We start from the raw sequence: 15966 nt of genomic DNA on the forward strand, positions 1-15966 counted from the left end.
TGTCAGGATTATAAGGACAAATCCTAACCGCGGATAGCGTCAAACCAGGATGGCGGTAAAACTCAGATAGCTCTGGGTCTTGCAGCCGGATGGCAGAATGTCCAACATAATACCCTAACCCGACGGAGCGAAAAAAAGAACTTTGCCATGAAATTAAATAGCCGCGCGCAATCTGCACAAAATCCGCACAATAATTCCCCTGTGGTCCTGGTTCACGGTCTGTTTGGCAGCCTTGATAACCTCGGTATCCTCGCACGCGACCTGGTCGCCGACTACGATATTTTGCAGGTCGATATGCGCAATCACGGTCTTTCCCCGCGCGATCCGCAGATGACCTACGCCGCTATGGCTCAGGATCTGCTCGACACCCTTGACGATCTTCAGCTGGAAAAAGCGACCTTTATCGGCCACTCAATGGGCGGTAAAGCGGTGATGGCGCTGAGCGCCCTGGCCCCGGAACGCATCGACGGCCTGGTGGCTATTGATATCGCGCCGGTGGATTATCACGTCCGCCGCCATGACGAAATCTTTGCCGCCATTAACGCCGTGACCGCTGCCGGCGCCGCAACCCGTCAGCAGGCGGCGGCAATTATGCGCAAGCATCTGCAGGAAGAGGGAGTCATTCAGTTTCTGCTGAAATCCTTCGTTGACGGCCAGTGGCGTTTTAACGTGCCGGTCCTGTGGAATCAATATAGCCATATCGTCGGCTGGCAGCCGGTTCCCGCGTGGCCGCATCCGGCCCTGTTTATCCCAGGCGGCAACTCTCCCTACGTGACCGATGAATATCGCGACGCGCTGCTGGCTCAGTTCCCTCAGGCCCGCGCGCACGTGATTGCCGGCGCGGGCCATTGGGTCCATGCGGAGAAACCGGAAGCGGTATTGCGCGCAATTCGTCGATATCTCTCCTTTTTAGCGGCATAACTGGCTAAAAACTGCCCGACCGCGCCGCAGAATGCCTGCGGTCGTTGGCGCAGCGGTTCGCCTGATGTATTATGGCGCGCTATCTGTGTCGGCAATGGCCCGACAACTCGTTTCCCCGAAGTCACTCTGAATCATGGCAAAAGAACAAACGGACCGTACGACATTAGATTTGTTCGCAACCGAGCGTCGCCCGGGTAGACCAAAGACCAATCCGCTTTCGCGCGACGAGCAGCTGCGCATCAATAAACGCAACCAGCTTAAACGCGACAAAGTTCGCGGCTTAAGGCGCGTGGAGCTCAAGCTCAACGCTGAAGCGGTTGATGCGCTCAACGAGTTAGCTGATGCCCGTAATATGAACCGTAGCGATCTGATTGAAGAGATGTTGATGAACCAGCTGGCAGCCCTGCATAGCCAGGGTAAAGTCTGAGAAACCTCAAAAACAACACTTTCATGTAGCAGAGTGTGCAGTCGGGTGTGATTGCTGTTTCCGCGCCCTTCCCTGTTCTGCTATGATTGCCGTTATCTGCGGGCATTACGCCACTACCACATCATTAAGTTTCAAGAGGTTATTTTACTCATGGCAATCATCGGCATCTTTTTTGGCAGCGACACCGGCAACACCGAAAATATTGCAAAAATGATCCAAAAGCAGCTTGGTAAAGATGTTGCTGATGTTCACGACATTGCCAAAAGCAGCAAAGAAGACCTGCAAGGTCATGATATTCTGCTGCTGGGCATCCCAACCTGGTACTACGGTGAAGCGCAGTGTGACTGGGATGATTTCTTCCCGACGCTGGAAGAGGTCGATTTCAACGGTAAGCTGGTAGCCCTGTTTGGCTGCGGCGACCAGGAAGACTACGCTGAATACTTCTGTGACGCGCTGGGTACCATTCGCGACATCATCGAACCGCGCGGCGCAACCATCGTCGGCCACTGGCCGACTGCAGGCTACCATTTTGAAGCCTCTAAAGGTCTCGCCGATGACGACCATTTCGTCGGTCTGGCTATCGATGAAGACCGTCAGCCTGAGCTGACCAACGAGCGCGTAGAGAAGTGGGTTAAACAGATTTCTGAAGAACTGCATCTCGAAGAAATCAAAAACGCCTGATCGTTAAACGGCGCTACCTTCGGGTATCGCCGTATTGATAGGTAAAAGCAATAAAACTAATAGCTACAAGTTTTTAACTTTTAATCACATATCTGTACAATGTCCTCTGATTTAACGAGGAGACGTGACACAGTTTGTAGCGTGTGCCTCGTTTTTGACAGCATACAAGGCTCGATGCTTGCGGTTTTCATTTCATCATGGCAGTTCTATAATGAGACGCATTACATCGGGTGATTCTCTGTATTACTTCCGCTAATGGAAGTAGATCGTTTAGCAACAGGACAGATTCCGCATGACTGACAACAATACCGCATTGAAGAAGGCTGGCCTGAAAGTCACACTTCCACGATTAAAAATTTTGGAAGTGCTGCAGGGGCCGGATAACCATCACGTCAGCGCGGAAGATTTATACAAACGCCTGATCGACATGGGTGAAGAGATCGGTCTGGCTACCGTTTATCGCGTACTGAACCAGTTTGATGATGCCGGCATTGTTACCCGCCATAATTTTGAAGGCGGTAAATCCGTTTTCGAACTGACGCAGCAGCATCATCACGATCATCTGATTTGCCTCGATTGTGGCAAAGTGATCGAATTCAGCGATGACTCCATCGAAGCGCGTCAGCGTGAAATTGCCCACCGTCACGGTATCCGCCTGACCAACCACAGCCTGTACCTGTACGGCCACTGTGCAGAAGGCGATTGCCGCGAAGATGAACACGCGCACGACGCGGTGGAAAAATAGTTTCCCGCAGCGTAAGCAGCAAAAAGCCAACCCGCAGGTTGGCTTTTTTTATGCCCGCAAATACGGAGTACGAGGGAAATCAGGGCCGGGTATTGTTGCTGCGGATCTCTTTCCAGATCTGGTCGCAGCGGGCTTTCACCGCCTGATCGTTGCCGGTGCGGGTCGCCAGGATACACTGCTGATAATCCAGCACGCGCACGCTTTCCTGATTAGCGAACTGCTGATGCTGCTTATCCTCTTTAAGAACGTTCAGCACGCTCTGGCACGCCTGAACTTTATCCGGATTCCCTTCTGCCGTATTGATGCAGGCGCTGTAGGCATCCTTCAATTTAGTATCTTCTTTTGGCGCCGGTGACTGCGTACAGGCCACCAGACCCGATGCCATGATGGCGATGAGCAATAGCTTCTTCATAATCAACCTCACGGGCTGGCGGCAGGCTTACGCCCGCCGCTACGGCATCAGAAAATAGTGAACGGGGCAATAACCATAAACTTCACGTCGCGCTCATCCTGGAAGATGTTGCCGTAACCGCCGCTCCAGCTTGGAATATCGGAGTGGTTGTCGTACTGAGTGAAGTGGAGTTTGAACAGCGTTCCTTTCGCCCGGCCGTCCTGCACGGTATACATGGCATCGAGGCTGTAGGCCGACTCTTCCAGACGTTTGTCCGCGTTGTAGTACGCATCGGGCGTCGCCATTTTGCCTGGTTTCGCATCCCACGCGTAAACGTAAGACGCGCCAAACGCCCAGCCCGGCATATTCCAGTTTTTCATGTCGTACATGGCGCCGAAGAACACGGCTTTTTCGCCGTTGGCGTTGAAGTCTGAGCGGTTATCCCACCACACGTCCAGGCGACCGTTAGAGGATGCGTAGGTTGGAGTCATACGCTGCAGGAAGTAGCCCTGCTGACCTTCAGCCTTCACCCAGGTGCCTTCCAGACGCAGGTCCAGCACGTCGGCAACCTTGTAGCCAAAGGTTAGCGCCTGTAGCCAGGCGGTGCCGTCATAAATATCGTTCGCGCCGCCGTTGCTGACCTTATCGCGGGTACCGTAGAACTGATAGCTGGTGCTTAACGGAGCGCCGGCGACGTCAAATTTATAGCTGGCCTTAGCAAAATACTGGTCGATATAGCCTTGAGCCTGGCCAAACGCGGCTTCCAGCACGAGGTCATTTTTAAAATCATATTTGGCGCCCAGAGAGTGCAGATAATCGACTTTCGTCTTCTTATCGTTCTGATAGAACTCATCCATCTCAATGTGCCACGGCGCTTTGTATTCGTTCGTCCACATGTAGGAGAAACTCAGCGCGCCAGAGTCGCCGTAATCAAAGTTGGCTCCGGCTTCGGCACCTTGATAAGTGCCCGGCATAAAGCTCCAGTGCGGAGCCAGCAGCGTTTGCCCGGTTGGCTGAATATAGCCAGCGCGCGCCCACGCCGGGCCATACTTAAATTTTGCCGCCGCTTTATAGAGGCTAATCCCGCTCTTGTCGCCGGAGTAATCTTCGTCGTAGGCTTTATTTCTTGAGGAGAAGGCAATTTCGTTCGGGTGACCGCTTTCGCTGCTTTCCGCCATTTCAATTGCGGTAAAGGCAGCCACGTCAATACCAAACATATCGGCAGCATAGCCGGACTGGAAATCCAGGTTGGCGTTCCAGGTTGAATGCGAAAGGTTGGTTTTGTACTTATCGCCGTCGGTGACGTCTTTACGGTCGCGCTCACGCTGCCAGTAATAGATACCGCCGGTTAACGTGGAATCATCAATAAAACCTGCTGCGCTGGCCTGCGGAACAACGATCCAGCTCGACATCGCGGTGACGGCGGCAATAGCCAGCGCCAGCGTACTACGTTTGCCACTAAACGTACGCATGTGCATATCCTCTTTGACGTTTTAAAACGCGGAGCCAAAGGCAAGCCGCGAAAAATAAATAAGACTGCTAAAAAGCGGTGCGGTAAAAATCCGCATATCCACTCTGGATAGACTATTTTTCGTGACGCGAATTATCAATCTCTTTCGCCGACCAAAGCTTAAGATTATGACAAAGCGCACATAATCTATGTCTTTTTGTTACAGCCTGGGATTTCGTACATTTAGCGCGGAAGTATTTGCAAAATCAGGATAAAAGATGAGATGGAAACGCTTACAGCGGTTTTTTACACAAAAATAACAGACGGGCCAGGCGGGATATATTACAAGCTGTAAACAAGATTAATTCGCATCGCGAAAATAACCAAATGAGTCAGCTAAATGCGGAAATAAAAAAACGCCGCGCGATGCGGCGTTTTTGATGACGATGCGGCGACGCGGGTTTATGCGCCGATCTTCGCCCAGGTATCACGCAGGCCAACGGTGCGGTTGAACACCAGACGGTCGGCGCTTGCATAGCGGCTGTCGAGGCAGAAGTAGCCTTCACGCTCGAACTGCAGGGCCTTACCGGCCTGCGCCTGCGCCAGGCTCGGCTCGGCGAAGCCGTGCTTGATAACCAGCGATTCGGGGTTCATTACTGCAAGGAAGTCCTCTTCTGCGCCCGGATTCGGCACGCTGAACAGACGGTCGTACAGGCGAATTTCTACCGGCAGCGCGTGCGCCGCGCTCACCCAGTGGATAACGCCCTTCACCTTGCGGCCGTCCGCCGGATCTTTGCTCAGCGTATCGGCATCATAGGTGCAGAAGATAGTGGTGATATTGCCCTCTGCATCCTTCTCTACGCGCTCGGCTTTGATCACGTAGGCATTGCGCAGGCGAACCTCTTTGCCCAGTACCAGACGCTTGTACTGCTTGTTGGCTTCCTCACGGAAGTCAGCGCGATCGATCCAGATCTCACCGCTGAACGGCACGTCGCGGCTGCCCATCTCCGGCTTGCTCGGGTGGTTCGGCATGGTCACATTTTCACTGCCGCCCTGCGGATAGTTTTCGATAACCAGTTTTACCGGATCGATAACGGCCATTGCGCGCGGGGCGTTTTCGTTCAGATCTTCGCGAATGCAGGACTCCAGCGACGCCATTTCAATGGTGTTGTCCTGTTTGGTCACGCCGATGCGCTTACAGAACTCGCGAATCGATTCGGCGGTATAGCCGCGACGACGCAGGCCGGAAATGGTCGGCATACGCGGATCGTCCCAGCCCTCCACATGCTTCTCGGTCACCAGCTGGTTCAGCTTGCGCTTGGACATCACGGTATATTCGAGATTCAGGCGCGAGAATTCGTACTGGCGCGGGTGAACCGGGATGCTGATGTTATCCAGCACCCAATCGTACAGGCGACGGTTGTCCTGGAACTCCAGCGTACACAGAGAGTGCGTGATGCCTTCCAGCGCATCGCTGATGCAGTGGGTAAAGTCGTACATCGGGTAGATGCACCACTTGCTGCCGGTCTGATGGTGATCGGCGAATTTAATGCGGTACAGCACCGGGTCGCGCATAACGATAAACGGCGAGGCCATATCGATTTTCGCACGCAGGCAGGCTTTACCTTCCGCAAAACCACCGGCGCGCATTTTTTCAAACAGCGCCAGGTTCTCTTCTACGCTGCGATCGCGGTACGGGCTGTTTTTGCCCGGCGCTTTCAGCGAACCGCGGTATTCGCGAATTTCTTCCGCCGACAGTTCGTCAACGTATGCCAGGCCTTTATTAATCAGTTCAACGGCGTAGCTGTGCAGCTGGTCGAAATAATCAGACGAGTAGCAAACTTTCCCGGACCAGTGGAAACCTAACCACTGCACGTCGTTTTTAATCGACTCAACGTATTCGATATCTTCCTTCACCGGGTTGGTGTCATCGAAGCGCAGGTTGCATTGGCCTTGATAATCCTGAGCAATGCCGAAGTTCAGGCAAATCGATTTCGCGTGGCCAATGTGCAGATAACCGTTCGGCTCCGGCGGGAAGCGCGTATGAACGGTGGTGTGCTTACCAGTAGCCAGATCTTCATCAATGATCTGACGAATAAAGTTAGTTGGGCGGGCTTCTGCCTCACTCATCGTGGGTTCCTCAAAGCGTAAACAACGTATAACGGGACATGATCTTACAAGCAGGACGTGGAGACAACTATTAGTTACTGAAAATACGTATCTGAAGGAGATTATGGGGTCATTTGCTGCAAAAAAAAGCGGCGGAGGTTTCCCCCCGCCGCACAGGCATAAACTCTACTCAGGAGCCTTACTTGCCTTTAATCTCATACAGCGGCGTCTGGCCGGCGATAACTTTACCGGTCGCCAGAATCACCAGCGCGCTGTAATCATCGCTGTTGCTGCAGACTACCGGGCTAATCATCGAACGGGCGTTCGCGTTAAGGAAGTCCAGATCCATTTCCAGAATCGGCTGACCGGCCTTCACTTCCGCGCCCTCTTCCACCAGGCGTTTGAAGCCCTGGCCGTTCAGCGCGACGGTATCAATGCCCATATGGACGACGATTTCCGCACCGTTTTCCGTTTCCAGACAGAACGCGTGGTTGGTATTGAAGATCTTAACGATGGTACCCGCAGCCGGGGAGACAACGATCTTATCGGTCGGTTTCACCGCCACGCCGTCACCGACGGCCTTGCTGGCGAACGCTTCGTCCGGGACCTGCTCCAGCGCCACGATATCACCGGTAACGGGTGAAACCAGCGCGGCGATAGTTTTCGCGTTAGCCACAGCCTGCGGTTTCGCAGCCGCGGCGGCGACAGGCGCGCTGTCGGTTGCGGCGGCAGTAGCGGCTACCGGGCCACGTGCTACCACTTTTTTCATCTCATCACCGACGGACTCTGCTTTCGCACCGACGATAACCTGGATGGTTTGTTTGTTCAGTTTAACCACGCCGGAAGCGCCGAGGCGTTTACAGGCTGCATCGTTAACGCGCGCGGAATCCACAACGCTCAGACGCAGACGGGTAATACAGGCATCAATCGCCTTCAGGTTGTCAGTCCCGCCGACGGCCGCAATGTACTGCGTAGCCAGCTGAGTCAAACCTTCCTCGGTGTTGCTGTTGGCTTCCGAAGTCACCACGTCGTCAGTTTTATCTTCACGACCCGGCGTTTTCAGGTTGAACATGCGGATAACCGCGCTGAACAGCAGGAAGTAGATGAAGAAGAACACCACGCCCATGACAATCAGCATCCAGACGTTTTTGCTGGCTGCCGGCAGGCTGTACATCAGAACATAGTCAATGGCCCCTGCGGAGAAGGAGAAGCCCGCGTGGATACCCAGCGACGTTGCCACAAACAGGCTGATGCCGGTCAGGATGGCGTGCAGGAGGTACAGGAGCGGAGCCAGGAACATGAACAGGAATTCCAGCGGCTCGGTAACACCGGTCAGGAACGCGGTGATAGCGACCGACAGCAGCATACCGCCAACCATCGGACGACGCTCTTTCGGCGCAGCGAAGTACATCGCCAGCGCCGCACCCGGCAGACCGAACATCATGATCGGGAAGAAGCCGGACATGAACATCCCCGCGGTGCCGTCGCCGGCGTAGAAGCGGTTGATGTCGCCGTGGAACACCGCGCCTGCCGCGTTGGTGAACTCACCAATCTGGAACCAGGCAATGGTATTCAGCACCTGATGCAGACCGGTTGGGATCAGCAGACGGTTGATGAAACCGAAGATACCGGAACCCACCGCGCCCTCAGCCACGATCCACTCGCCGCCGGCGTGAATAGCGTGCTGTACCGGAGGCCAGACGTAGCCAAAGATGGCCGCCAGCACCAGGCAGAAGAAGCCGGTAGCGATAGGAACAAAACGTTTCCCACCGAAGAAGCTCAGGAAATCAGGCAGCTTAATGCCAGCCCAGCGGTTATAAACGGCACCGCCGACCAGACCGGTAATGATACCCGCCAGCACGCCCATGTTGATTTCAGGGTTGATGGTGACCATTGCTTTTGTTAATACGAAATAACCTACCGCACCGGCCAATGCCGCGGCGCCGGCGCTGTCTTTAGACCAGCTGGACGCCACGCCGATCGCAAAAATCAGCGCCAGGTTATCAAAGATCGCCCCGCCTGCCTGCGCGATGAACGCCACGTTAAGCAGATCGGGTTGACCGAATCGCAGCAGCAGCGCCGCGACGGGCAGCACCGCGATAGGGAGCTGTAACGCCCTACCGAGCCGCTGAAAGAAACCTAAAATATTCATCTTATTCCCCCTATGAGACCCCGATGAGGCTCACTCAAAGCCATTTTTTTATTGTGTAAAAAGGTCAGTTTTTTAACTTACCCGCAAAGTGTGTGAAAATTTAATTCGTATCGCAAATTAAACGCGTATTTTTTGTGACTATAATCACCAAATATCGTATTAACCCCTCCCCTGGACTGGCTAACAACGAAAACTTATTTTATCATTCAAAAAATCAACACGGATTGACCCGGTCGGCGTAGTTACTGCAATACTCTTCATAGAGTACTGGCGCCAATCCGCCAGGTTATAATTTAACTATAGAGGTGAAGAATGAGACTGATTCCCCTGGTAACAGCTGAACAAGTAGGCAAATGGGCTGCTCGCCACATCGTTAACCGCATTAATGCGTTCAAACCGACTGCGGACCGTCCGTTTGTACTGGGTCTGCCTACCGGTGGTACACCTCTTACCGCCTACAAAGCTCTGGTTGAGATGCACAAAGCGGGCCAGGTCAGCTTCGAACACGTTGTTACTTTCAACATGGATGAGTACGTTGGCCTGCCGAAGGAGCACCCGGAAAGCTATCATAGCTTTATGCACCGCAACTTCTTTGATCACGTTGATATTCAGGCAGAAAACATTAACCTGCTCAACGGTAATGCGTCAGACATCGATGCAGAATGTCGTCGCTATGAAGAAAAAATCCGCTCCTACGGCAAAATTAATCTGTTTATGGGCGGCGTAGGTAACGATGGTCACATCGCGTTCAACGAGCCGGCTTCTTCTCTGGCTTCCCGTACCCGTATTAAAACCCTGACCCATGACACCCGCGTGGCGAACTCCCGCTTCTTCGACGGCGACGTTGACCTGGTACCGAAATATGCGCTGACCGTTGGCGTTGGCACCCTGCTGGATGCCGAAGAAGTGATGATTCTGGTGCTGGGCCATCAGAAAGCGCTGGCGCTGCAGGCGGCGGTAGAAGGCAACGTCAACCACATGTGGACCATTACCTGTCTGCAGCTGCACCCGAAAGCAGTGATCGTTTGCGACGAGCCGTCCACCATGGAACTGAAAGTGAAGACGCTGAAATACTTCAACGAATTAGAAGCCGAAAACGTCAAAGGGCTGTAATCTGGTCCCGTCCTGCGGCTACCCCCGCGGGACATTTCTTTTTTTCTGATGCACAAAATCATTCAGGCGGCAGTAAAACGGTCAATTAACGGTCTGCTAAAGAGGCTGGCTTGAAGGATAGCGTGCGTAAACCGGGGGTCGTATGTATGCATTAACCCAAGGCCGGATCTATACCGGTCATGAAATTCTGGATGACCATGCGATAGTTATCGCTGATGGCCTTATCGAACGAATCTGTTCCCTGGCTGATTTACCGTCCGAGATTGAGCAACGCTCGGTCAATGGCGCCATTCTCGCCCCCGGTTTTATCGACGTCCAGCTGAACGGCTGCGGCGGCGTGCAGTTTAACGATAGCCCGGATGCGGTGACCGTCGAAACGCTGGAAATCATGCAGAAGGCCAACGAACGATCCGGCTGCACCAGCTATCTGCCAACGCTGATTACCTCCAGCGACGATCTGATGAAACAGGGCGTGCGCGTCATGCGCGAGTACCTGCAAAAATATCCTAACCAGGCGCTGGGCCTGCATCTTGAAGGCCCGTGGCTGAACATCGTAAAAAAAGGGACTCACAACCCGGACTACGTGCGTAAACCGGACGCCGCGCTGGTGGACTTCCTGTGCGAAAATGCCGATGTCATCACCAAGGTGACCCTTGCTCCGGAGCGCGTCGGGCCAGAAGTGATTCGCCAGCTGGTCAACGCCGGGATTGTCGTCTCCGCAGGGCACTCCAACGCCACCCTTAAGGAAGCCAAAATCGGTTTCCGCGCGGGCATCACTTTTGCGACCCATCTGTATAACGCCATGCCGTATATTACCGGTCGCGAGCCGGGCCTGGCGGGCGCTATTTTTGACGAGCCGGACGTTTACTGCGGTATTATCGTCGACGGTATGCACGTTGATTATGCTAACGTACGCAATGCGAAGCGCCTGAAGGGCGACAAGCTGTGCCTCGTAACCGATGCGACCGCGCCGGCGGGTGCCAATATTGAGCAGTTCATTTTTGCTGGTAAAACAATATACTACCGTAACGGACTGTGCGTAGATGAAAACGGTACCCTCAGTGGTTCTTCGCTGACCATGATTGAAGGCGTGCGTAATCTCGTTGAACATTGCGGTATCGCGCTGGAAGAAGTGTTGCGGATGGCAACCCTCTACCCTGCGCGTGCCATTGGCGTGGAAAAGCAGCTCGGCAGCATTGCGCCGGGAATGGTCGCTAACCTGACCGCCTTTACCCGCGACTATAAAATCATCAAGACCATCGTTAATGGTAACGAGGTCGTCACTGAGTAAGTAAAAGTATGACAGCAGGCGGACATGCTCAAATTGGTAACGTTGATCTCGTAAAACAGCTGAACAGCGCGGCCGTATACCGCCTGATTGACCAGCATGGCCCTATCTCGCGCATTCAGATCGCGGAACAAAGCCAGCTTGCCCCTGCCAGCGTGACTAAAATCACGCGTCAACTGATTGAACGCGGGCTGATCAAAGAAGTCGATCAGCAGGCCTCCACCGGAGGCCGCCGCGCCATCTCCATCATTGCGGAGACCCGCAGCTTCCAGGCCATCGGCATACGCCTCGGCCGCTACGACGCCACGCTGACCCTGTACGATTTAAGCAGCAAGACGCTGGAAGAGGAGCACTTCCCGCTGCCGGAACGCACCCAGGAAACCCTCGAACACGCGCTGCTGAACATCATCGCCGCCTTTAGCGAACGCTGCCAGCGCAAGATCCGTGAACTCATCGCCATCTCGGTGATTTTACCCGGCCTTGTCGATCCGGAAAGCGGCGTCATCCGCTACATGCCGCACATTCAGGTTGAGAACTGGGGTCTGGTAGAGGCGCTGGAAAAACGCTTTAAAGTCACCTGTTTTGTCGGCCATGATATCCGCAGCCTGGCGCTGGCTGAGCACTACTTTGGGGCAAGTCAGGACTGCGAGGACTCTATTCTGGTGCGCGTCCACCGCGGCACCGGGGCGGGAATCATCTCCAACGGACGCATTTTTATCGGCCGCAACGGTAACGTGGGCGAGATCGGCCATATCCAGGTCGACCCGCTCGGCGAACGCTGCCACTGCGGCAACTTCGGCTGCCTGGAGACCGTTGCCGCCAATGCGGCCATCGAACAGCGGGTGCGCCACCTGCTGGAACAGGGCTATCAGAGTCGCCTTAGCGTCGATGAGTGCAATATAAAAGCCATCTGCAAAGCCGCCAATAAGGGCGATACGCTGGCCTGCGAGGTTATCGAACACGTCGGTCGCCACCTGGGGAAAACCATCGCCATCGCCATTAACCTGTTCAACCCGCAGAAAGTGGTGATCGCCGGTGAAATCATCGAAGCCGAAAAGGTTTTGCTGCCGGCCATCGAAGGCTGTATTAACGCCCAGGCGCTAAAAGCGTTTCGTAAAAATCTGCCGGTGGTGCGTTCCACGCTCGACCATCGTTCGGCGATCGGCGCCTTTGCGCTGGTGAAACGCGCGATGCTCAACGGGATCCTGCTCCAGCGTTTGCTGGAAAGTTAGCGTATTCTGGTTCACGAATTTCTGCTTTTCTTCAACGATGTCGGACTGTCCATGACCATTCAAAACGTAATTTGTGATATTGACGGCGTGCTGATGCACGACAATGTGGCCGTACCGGGCGCTGCTGAATTTATCAAACGCATTCTCGAAAAAGATATGCCGCTGGTGATGTTGACCAACTATCCGTCCCAGACCGGCCAGGATCTGGCAAACCGCTTCGCCACGGCGGGCATTGACGTCCCGGATAGCGCCTTTTATACCTCAGCTATGGCGACTGCCGACTTTCTGCGCCGTCAGGAAGGCAAAAAAGCCTACGTTGTGGGTGAAGGCGCGCTGATCCACGAGCTTTATAAGGCTGGCTTCACCATCACCGACGTCAACCCGGATTTTGTCATCGTCGGCGAGACCCGCTCCTTCAACTGGGAGATGATGCACAAAGCGGCCTTCTTTGTGGCAAACGGCGCGCGCTTTATTGCCACCAATCCGGACACCCACGGCCGCGGCTTCTACCCGGCCTGCGGCGCGCTGTGCGCGGGCATTGAGAAGATCTCCGGCCGCAAGCCGTTTTACGTCGGCAAGCCGAGCCCGTGGATTATCCGCTCCGCGCTGAACAAGATGCAGGCGCACTCCGAGCAAACCGTGATTGTCGGCGATAACCTGCGTACCGATATTCTGGCGGGCTTCCAGGCCGGGCTGGAAACGATCCTCGTGCTGTCCGGCGTCTCGACGCTCGACGATATCGACAGCCTGCCGTTCCGGCCGTCGTGGATCTATCCGTCGGTCGCCGAAATTGATATTTTCTAAGCCAAACCACGTCCCAGGACGTGGTTTTTCATTTATCGCCGGCAATTAAAAACCCTCATCTAATAAAATCAGCTTATTTTTGAATATCCATCAATAAAGCCGCTCAAAACATGCTCTTTTTTTAATATTCAACAATCACAATTGCGTTTTTTCCTGTTAGCCCCGTAAATCCCTTGCACCGCCCTCTCCTTTGCGGCATTTTCTTAAGCACGCACTAAGACCTCGCAACAAGACGACGTCTGCACAACATCAAATACGACAGGGTAACGGAGAAGGCTATGTGTTCAATTTTCGGCGTACTGGATATTAAAACTGACGCGGTAGAACTGCGTAAAAAGGCACTGGAGCTTTCCCGCCTGATGCGCCACCGCGGGCCGGACTGGTCCGGCGTCTACGCCAGCGATAAAGCCATTCTGGTACATGAACGTTTGTCTATCGTTGACGTTAACGCCGGCGCTCAGCCGCTGTATAACCAACAAAAAACTCACGCCCTGGCGGTAAACGGCGAAATTTATAACCACCAGGCGCTGCGCGCAGAATACGGCGACCGCTATACCTTCCAGACCGGTTCGGACTGCGAAGTCATCCTCGCGCTGTATCAGGAAAAAGGTCCGGCCTTCCTCGACGATCTGCAGGGAATGTTTGCCTTCGCGCTGTACGACAGCGAGAAGGATGCTTATCTGATCGGCCGCGACCATATCGGTATTATTCCGCTGTATATGGGTCACGACGAACACGGTAACTTCTACGTCGCATCAGAAATGAAGGCGCTGGTTCCGGTGTGCCGCACCATTAAAGAGTTCCCGGCCGGCAGCTACCTGTGGAGCAAAGATGGCGAAATCCGCGAATACTACCAGCGCGACTGGTTTGATTACGACGCGGTAAAAGACAACGTTACCGATAAAAACGAACTGCGTCAGGCTCTGGAAGAGTCGGTGAAAAGCCACCTGATGTCCGACGTTCCTTACGGCGTGCTGCTTTCCGGCGGTCTGGACTCTTCGGTCATTTCCGCAATCACCAAAAAGTTCGCCGCCCGTCGCGTTGAAGATCAGGAGCGTAGCGAAGCCTGGTGGCCGCAGCTGCACTCATTTGCCGTCGGCCTTGAAGGGTCGCCGGATCTGAAAGCCGCACAGGAAGTGGCCAACCATCTGGGTACCGTCCACCACGAGATCCACTTCACCGTGCAGGAAGGCCTCGACGCCATTCGCGACGTGATCTATCACATCGAAACTTACGACGTGACCACCATCCGCGCGTCGACCCCGATGTACCTGATGTCGCGTAAAATCAAAGCGATGGGCATCAAGATGGTGCTGTCAGGCGAAGGTTCTGATGAGGTCTTTGGCGGCTATCTCTATTTCCACAAAGCGCCGAACGCCAAAGAGCTGCATGAAGAAACCGTGCGCAAGCTGCAGGCGCTGCATATGTTTGACTGCGCCCGTGCGAACAAAGCGATGTCCGCGTGGGGCGTGGAAGCCCGCGTGCCGTTCCTCGACAAGCAGTTCCTCGACGTCGCGATGCGCATCAACCCGCAGGATAAGATGTGCGGCAACGGTAAAATGGAAAAGCATATCCTGCGCGAATGCTTTGAATCCTACCTGCCGGCAAGCGTGGCGTGGCGTCAGAAAGAGCAGTTCTCTGATGGCGTCGGCTACAGCTGGATCGATACGCTGAAAGAAGTTGCGGCCAAACAGATTTCCGACCAGCAGCTGGAAACCGCCGGCTTCCGTTTCCCGTACAACACGCCATCGTCGAAAGAGGCGTATCTGTACCGTGAAATCTTCGAAGAGCTGTTCCCGCTGCCAAGCGCCGCGGAGTGTGTCCCCGGTGGCCCGTCAGTCGCCTGCTCTTCGGCTAAAGCGATCGAATGGGATGAAACCTTCAAAACCATGAACGATCCGTCAGGACGCGCGGTAGGCGTGCACCAGTCGGCCTATAAATAATCACGCCAGACGACAAACGGACCCCGCGGGGTCCGTTTTTTTATGCCTTTATTTACGGCTTAAAAGCGATAAATAACCAATAATTGCCGATTATTCCACCACGCTGTTCGCAACCTAACCAAACAGTCACATTCCGGCGATTTTCCTTGAAAAAGAGGTTGACGCTCGCAGGCCCAATACGCATAATGCGCCCCGCAACGCCGATAAGGTAACGCGAAAAAAAAGATGGCTACGTAGCTCAGCTGGTTAGAGCACATCACTCATAATGATGGGGTCACAGGTTCGAATCCCGTCGTAGCCACCATCTTTTTTTTGCGGGAGTGGCGAAATTGGTAGACGCACCAGATTTAGGTTCTGGCGCCGCAAGGTGTGCGAGTTCAAGTCTCGCCTCCCGCACCATTCACCGAAAGCGTTGCGCGGATGGGGTATCGCCAAGCGGTAAGGCACCGGTTTTTGATACCGGCATTCCCTGGTTCGAATCCAGGTACCCCAGCCATATTTCTTCGAGGTTAGCGGTTCACCGCGACGGTTATTGGGGTATCGCCAAGCGGTAAGGCACCGGTTTTTGATACCGGCATCCCCTGGTTCGAATCCAGGTACCCCAGCCATCGAAGAATGTGATAAGATTTGGCTACGTAGCTCAGCTGGTTAGAGCACATCACTCATAATGATGGGGTCACAGGTTCGAATCCCGTCGTAGCCACCAGATA

The 15966-nt window shown here is 54.2% G+C and carries 13 protein-coding genes and 5 tRNA genes; 14 read left to right on the top strand and 4 right to left on the bottom strand.

The genetic code is table 11. From position 1 onward, the window contains the following. The first annotated feature begins 147 nt into the window (after positions 1 to 147). The 4 genes from ybfF (at position 148) to fur (ending at position 2774) form a co-directional block, all read left to right on the top strand. Entirely contained in the window at positions 148 to 921 is a 774-nt protein-coding gene (gene ybfF / locus QFI97_RS20405; protein WP_346431883.1) for an esterase, read from the top strand. A gap of 133 nt (positions 922 to 1054) precedes the next feature. Continuing rightward, positions 1055 to 1348, top strand: coding sequence for a LexA regulated protein (gene ybfE, locus QFI97_RS20410; protein ID WP_095095086.1), 294 nt, complete (start codon positions 1055 to 1057; stop codon positions 1346 to 1348). Between the two features lie 150 nt (positions 1349 to 1498). After that, positions 1499 to 2029 carry a flavodoxin FldA gene (gene fldA, locus QFI97_RS20415; protein WP_148250773.1) on the top strand — a complete coding sequence of 177 codons (531 nt, stop codon included), beginning with the start codon at positions 1499 to 1501 and terminating at the stop codon, positions 2027 to 2029. Positions 2030 to 2321: 292 nt separating this feature from the next. Then, complete coding sequence (fur, locus tag QFI97_RS20420) at positions 2322 to 2774, top strand: ferric iron uptake transcriptional regulator (protein ID WP_095095083.1); 453 nt, start codon at positions 2322 to 2324, stop codon at positions 2772 to 2774. Positions 2775 to 2853: 79 nt separating this feature from the next. Here fur and QFI97_RS20425 read toward each other — a convergent pair whose 3' ends face one another. The 4 genes from QFI97_RS20425 to nagE all read right to left on the bottom strand — a co-directional run bounded on the left by QFI97_RS20425 (position 2854) and on the right by nagE (position 8876). Next, positions 2854 to 3186 carry a ChiQ/YbfN family lipoprotein gene (locus tag QFI97_RS20425; protein ID WP_095095080.1) on the bottom strand — a complete coding sequence of 111 codons (333 nt, stop codon included), beginning with the start codon at positions 3184 to 3186 and terminating at the stop codon, positions 2854 to 2856. A 47-nt stretch (positions 3187 to 3233) separates the two neighbouring features. Beyond that, positions 3234 to 4637 carry a chitoporin ChiP gene (chiP, locus tag QFI97_RS20430; protein WP_095095077.1) on the bottom strand — a complete coding sequence of 468 codons (1404 nt, stop codon included), beginning with the start codon at positions 4635 to 4637 and terminating at the stop codon, positions 3234 to 3236. A 440-nt stretch (positions 4638 to 5077) separates the two neighbouring features. Further along, the gene (glnS, locus tag QFI97_RS20440) at positions 5078 to 6745 is read right to left on the bottom strand and encodes a glutamine--tRNA ligase (protein ID WP_095095074.1); all 1668 of its coding nucleotides are present in this window, start codon (positions 6743 to 6745) and stop codon (positions 5078 to 5080) included. 178 nt (positions 6746 to 6923) lie between these two features. Further along, positions 6924 to 8876 carry a PTS N-acetyl glucosamine transporter subunit IIABC gene (nagE, locus tag QFI97_RS20445; protein ID WP_095095072.1) on the bottom strand — a complete coding sequence of 651 codons (1953 nt, stop codon included), beginning with the start codon at positions 8874 to 8876 and terminating at the stop codon, positions 6924 to 6926. A gap of 312 nt (positions 8877 to 9188) precedes the next feature. Between nagE and nagB the strand changes: the two genes are divergently transcribed. The 10 genes from nagB (at position 9189) to QFI97_RS20495 (ending at position 15962) form a co-directional block, all read left to right on the top strand. Beyond that, positions 9189 to 9989: a glucosamine-6-phosphate deaminase gene (gene nagB / locus QFI97_RS20450; protein WP_346431884.1), complete on the top strand. Its 801-nt coding sequence runs from the start codon at positions 9189 to 9191 to the stop codon at positions 9987 to 9989. Between the two features lie 142 nt (positions 9990 to 10131). Beyond that, on the top strand, positions 10132 to 11280 hold the full coding sequence (nagA, locus tag QFI97_RS20455) for an N-acetylglucosamine-6-phosphate deacetylase (protein WP_095095069.1): 1149 nt from the start codon (positions 10132 to 10134) through the stop codon (positions 11278 to 11280). A gap of 8 nt (positions 11281 to 11288) precedes the next feature. Beyond that, complete coding sequence (gene nagC, locus QFI97_RS20460) at positions 11289 to 12509, top strand: DNA-binding transcriptional regulator NagC (protein WP_095095066.1); 1221 nt, start codon at positions 11289 to 11291, stop codon at positions 12507 to 12509. 51 nt (positions 12510 to 12560) lie between these two features. Then, the gene (locus QFI97_RS20465) at positions 12561 to 13313 is read left to right on the top strand and encodes an HAD-IIA family hydrolase (RefSeq protein WP_015584887.1); all 753 of its coding nucleotides are present in this window, start codon (positions 12561 to 12563) and stop codon (positions 13311 to 13313) included. A 278-nt stretch (positions 13314 to 13591) separates the two neighbouring features. Beyond that, a complete protein-coding gene (gene asnB / locus QFI97_RS20470) occupies positions 13592 to 15256 on the top strand; it encodes an asparagine synthase B (protein ID WP_095095060.1) in 1665 nt (554 codons plus the stop codon). Between the two features lie 227 nt (positions 15257 to 15483). After that, positions 15484 to 15560: transfer RNA gene (locus tag QFI97_RS20475), tRNA-Met, on the top strand. 10 nt (positions 15561 to 15570) lie between these two features. Continuing rightward, a tRNA-Leu gene (locus QFI97_RS20480) sits at positions 15571 to 15655 on the top strand. A gap of 22 nt (positions 15656 to 15677) precedes the next feature. Beyond that, a tRNA-Gln gene (locus QFI97_RS20485) sits at positions 15678 to 15752 on the top strand. Positions 15753 to 15789: 37 nt separating this feature from the next. Then, a tRNA-Gln gene (locus QFI97_RS20490) sits at positions 15790 to 15864 on the top strand. A gap of 21 nt (positions 15865 to 15885) precedes the next feature. Beyond that, positions 15886 to 15962 (top strand) — tRNA-Met (locus QFI97_RS20495). The last annotated feature ends 4 nt before the right edge of the window (positions 15963 to 15966 follow it).

The sequence above is a fragment of the Klebsiella scottii genome, from assembly GCF_036561945.1.
GTDB classification, from domain to species: Bacteria; Pseudomonadota; Gammaproteobacteria; order Enterobacterales; family Enterobacteriaceae; genus Klebsiella; species Klebsiella scottii.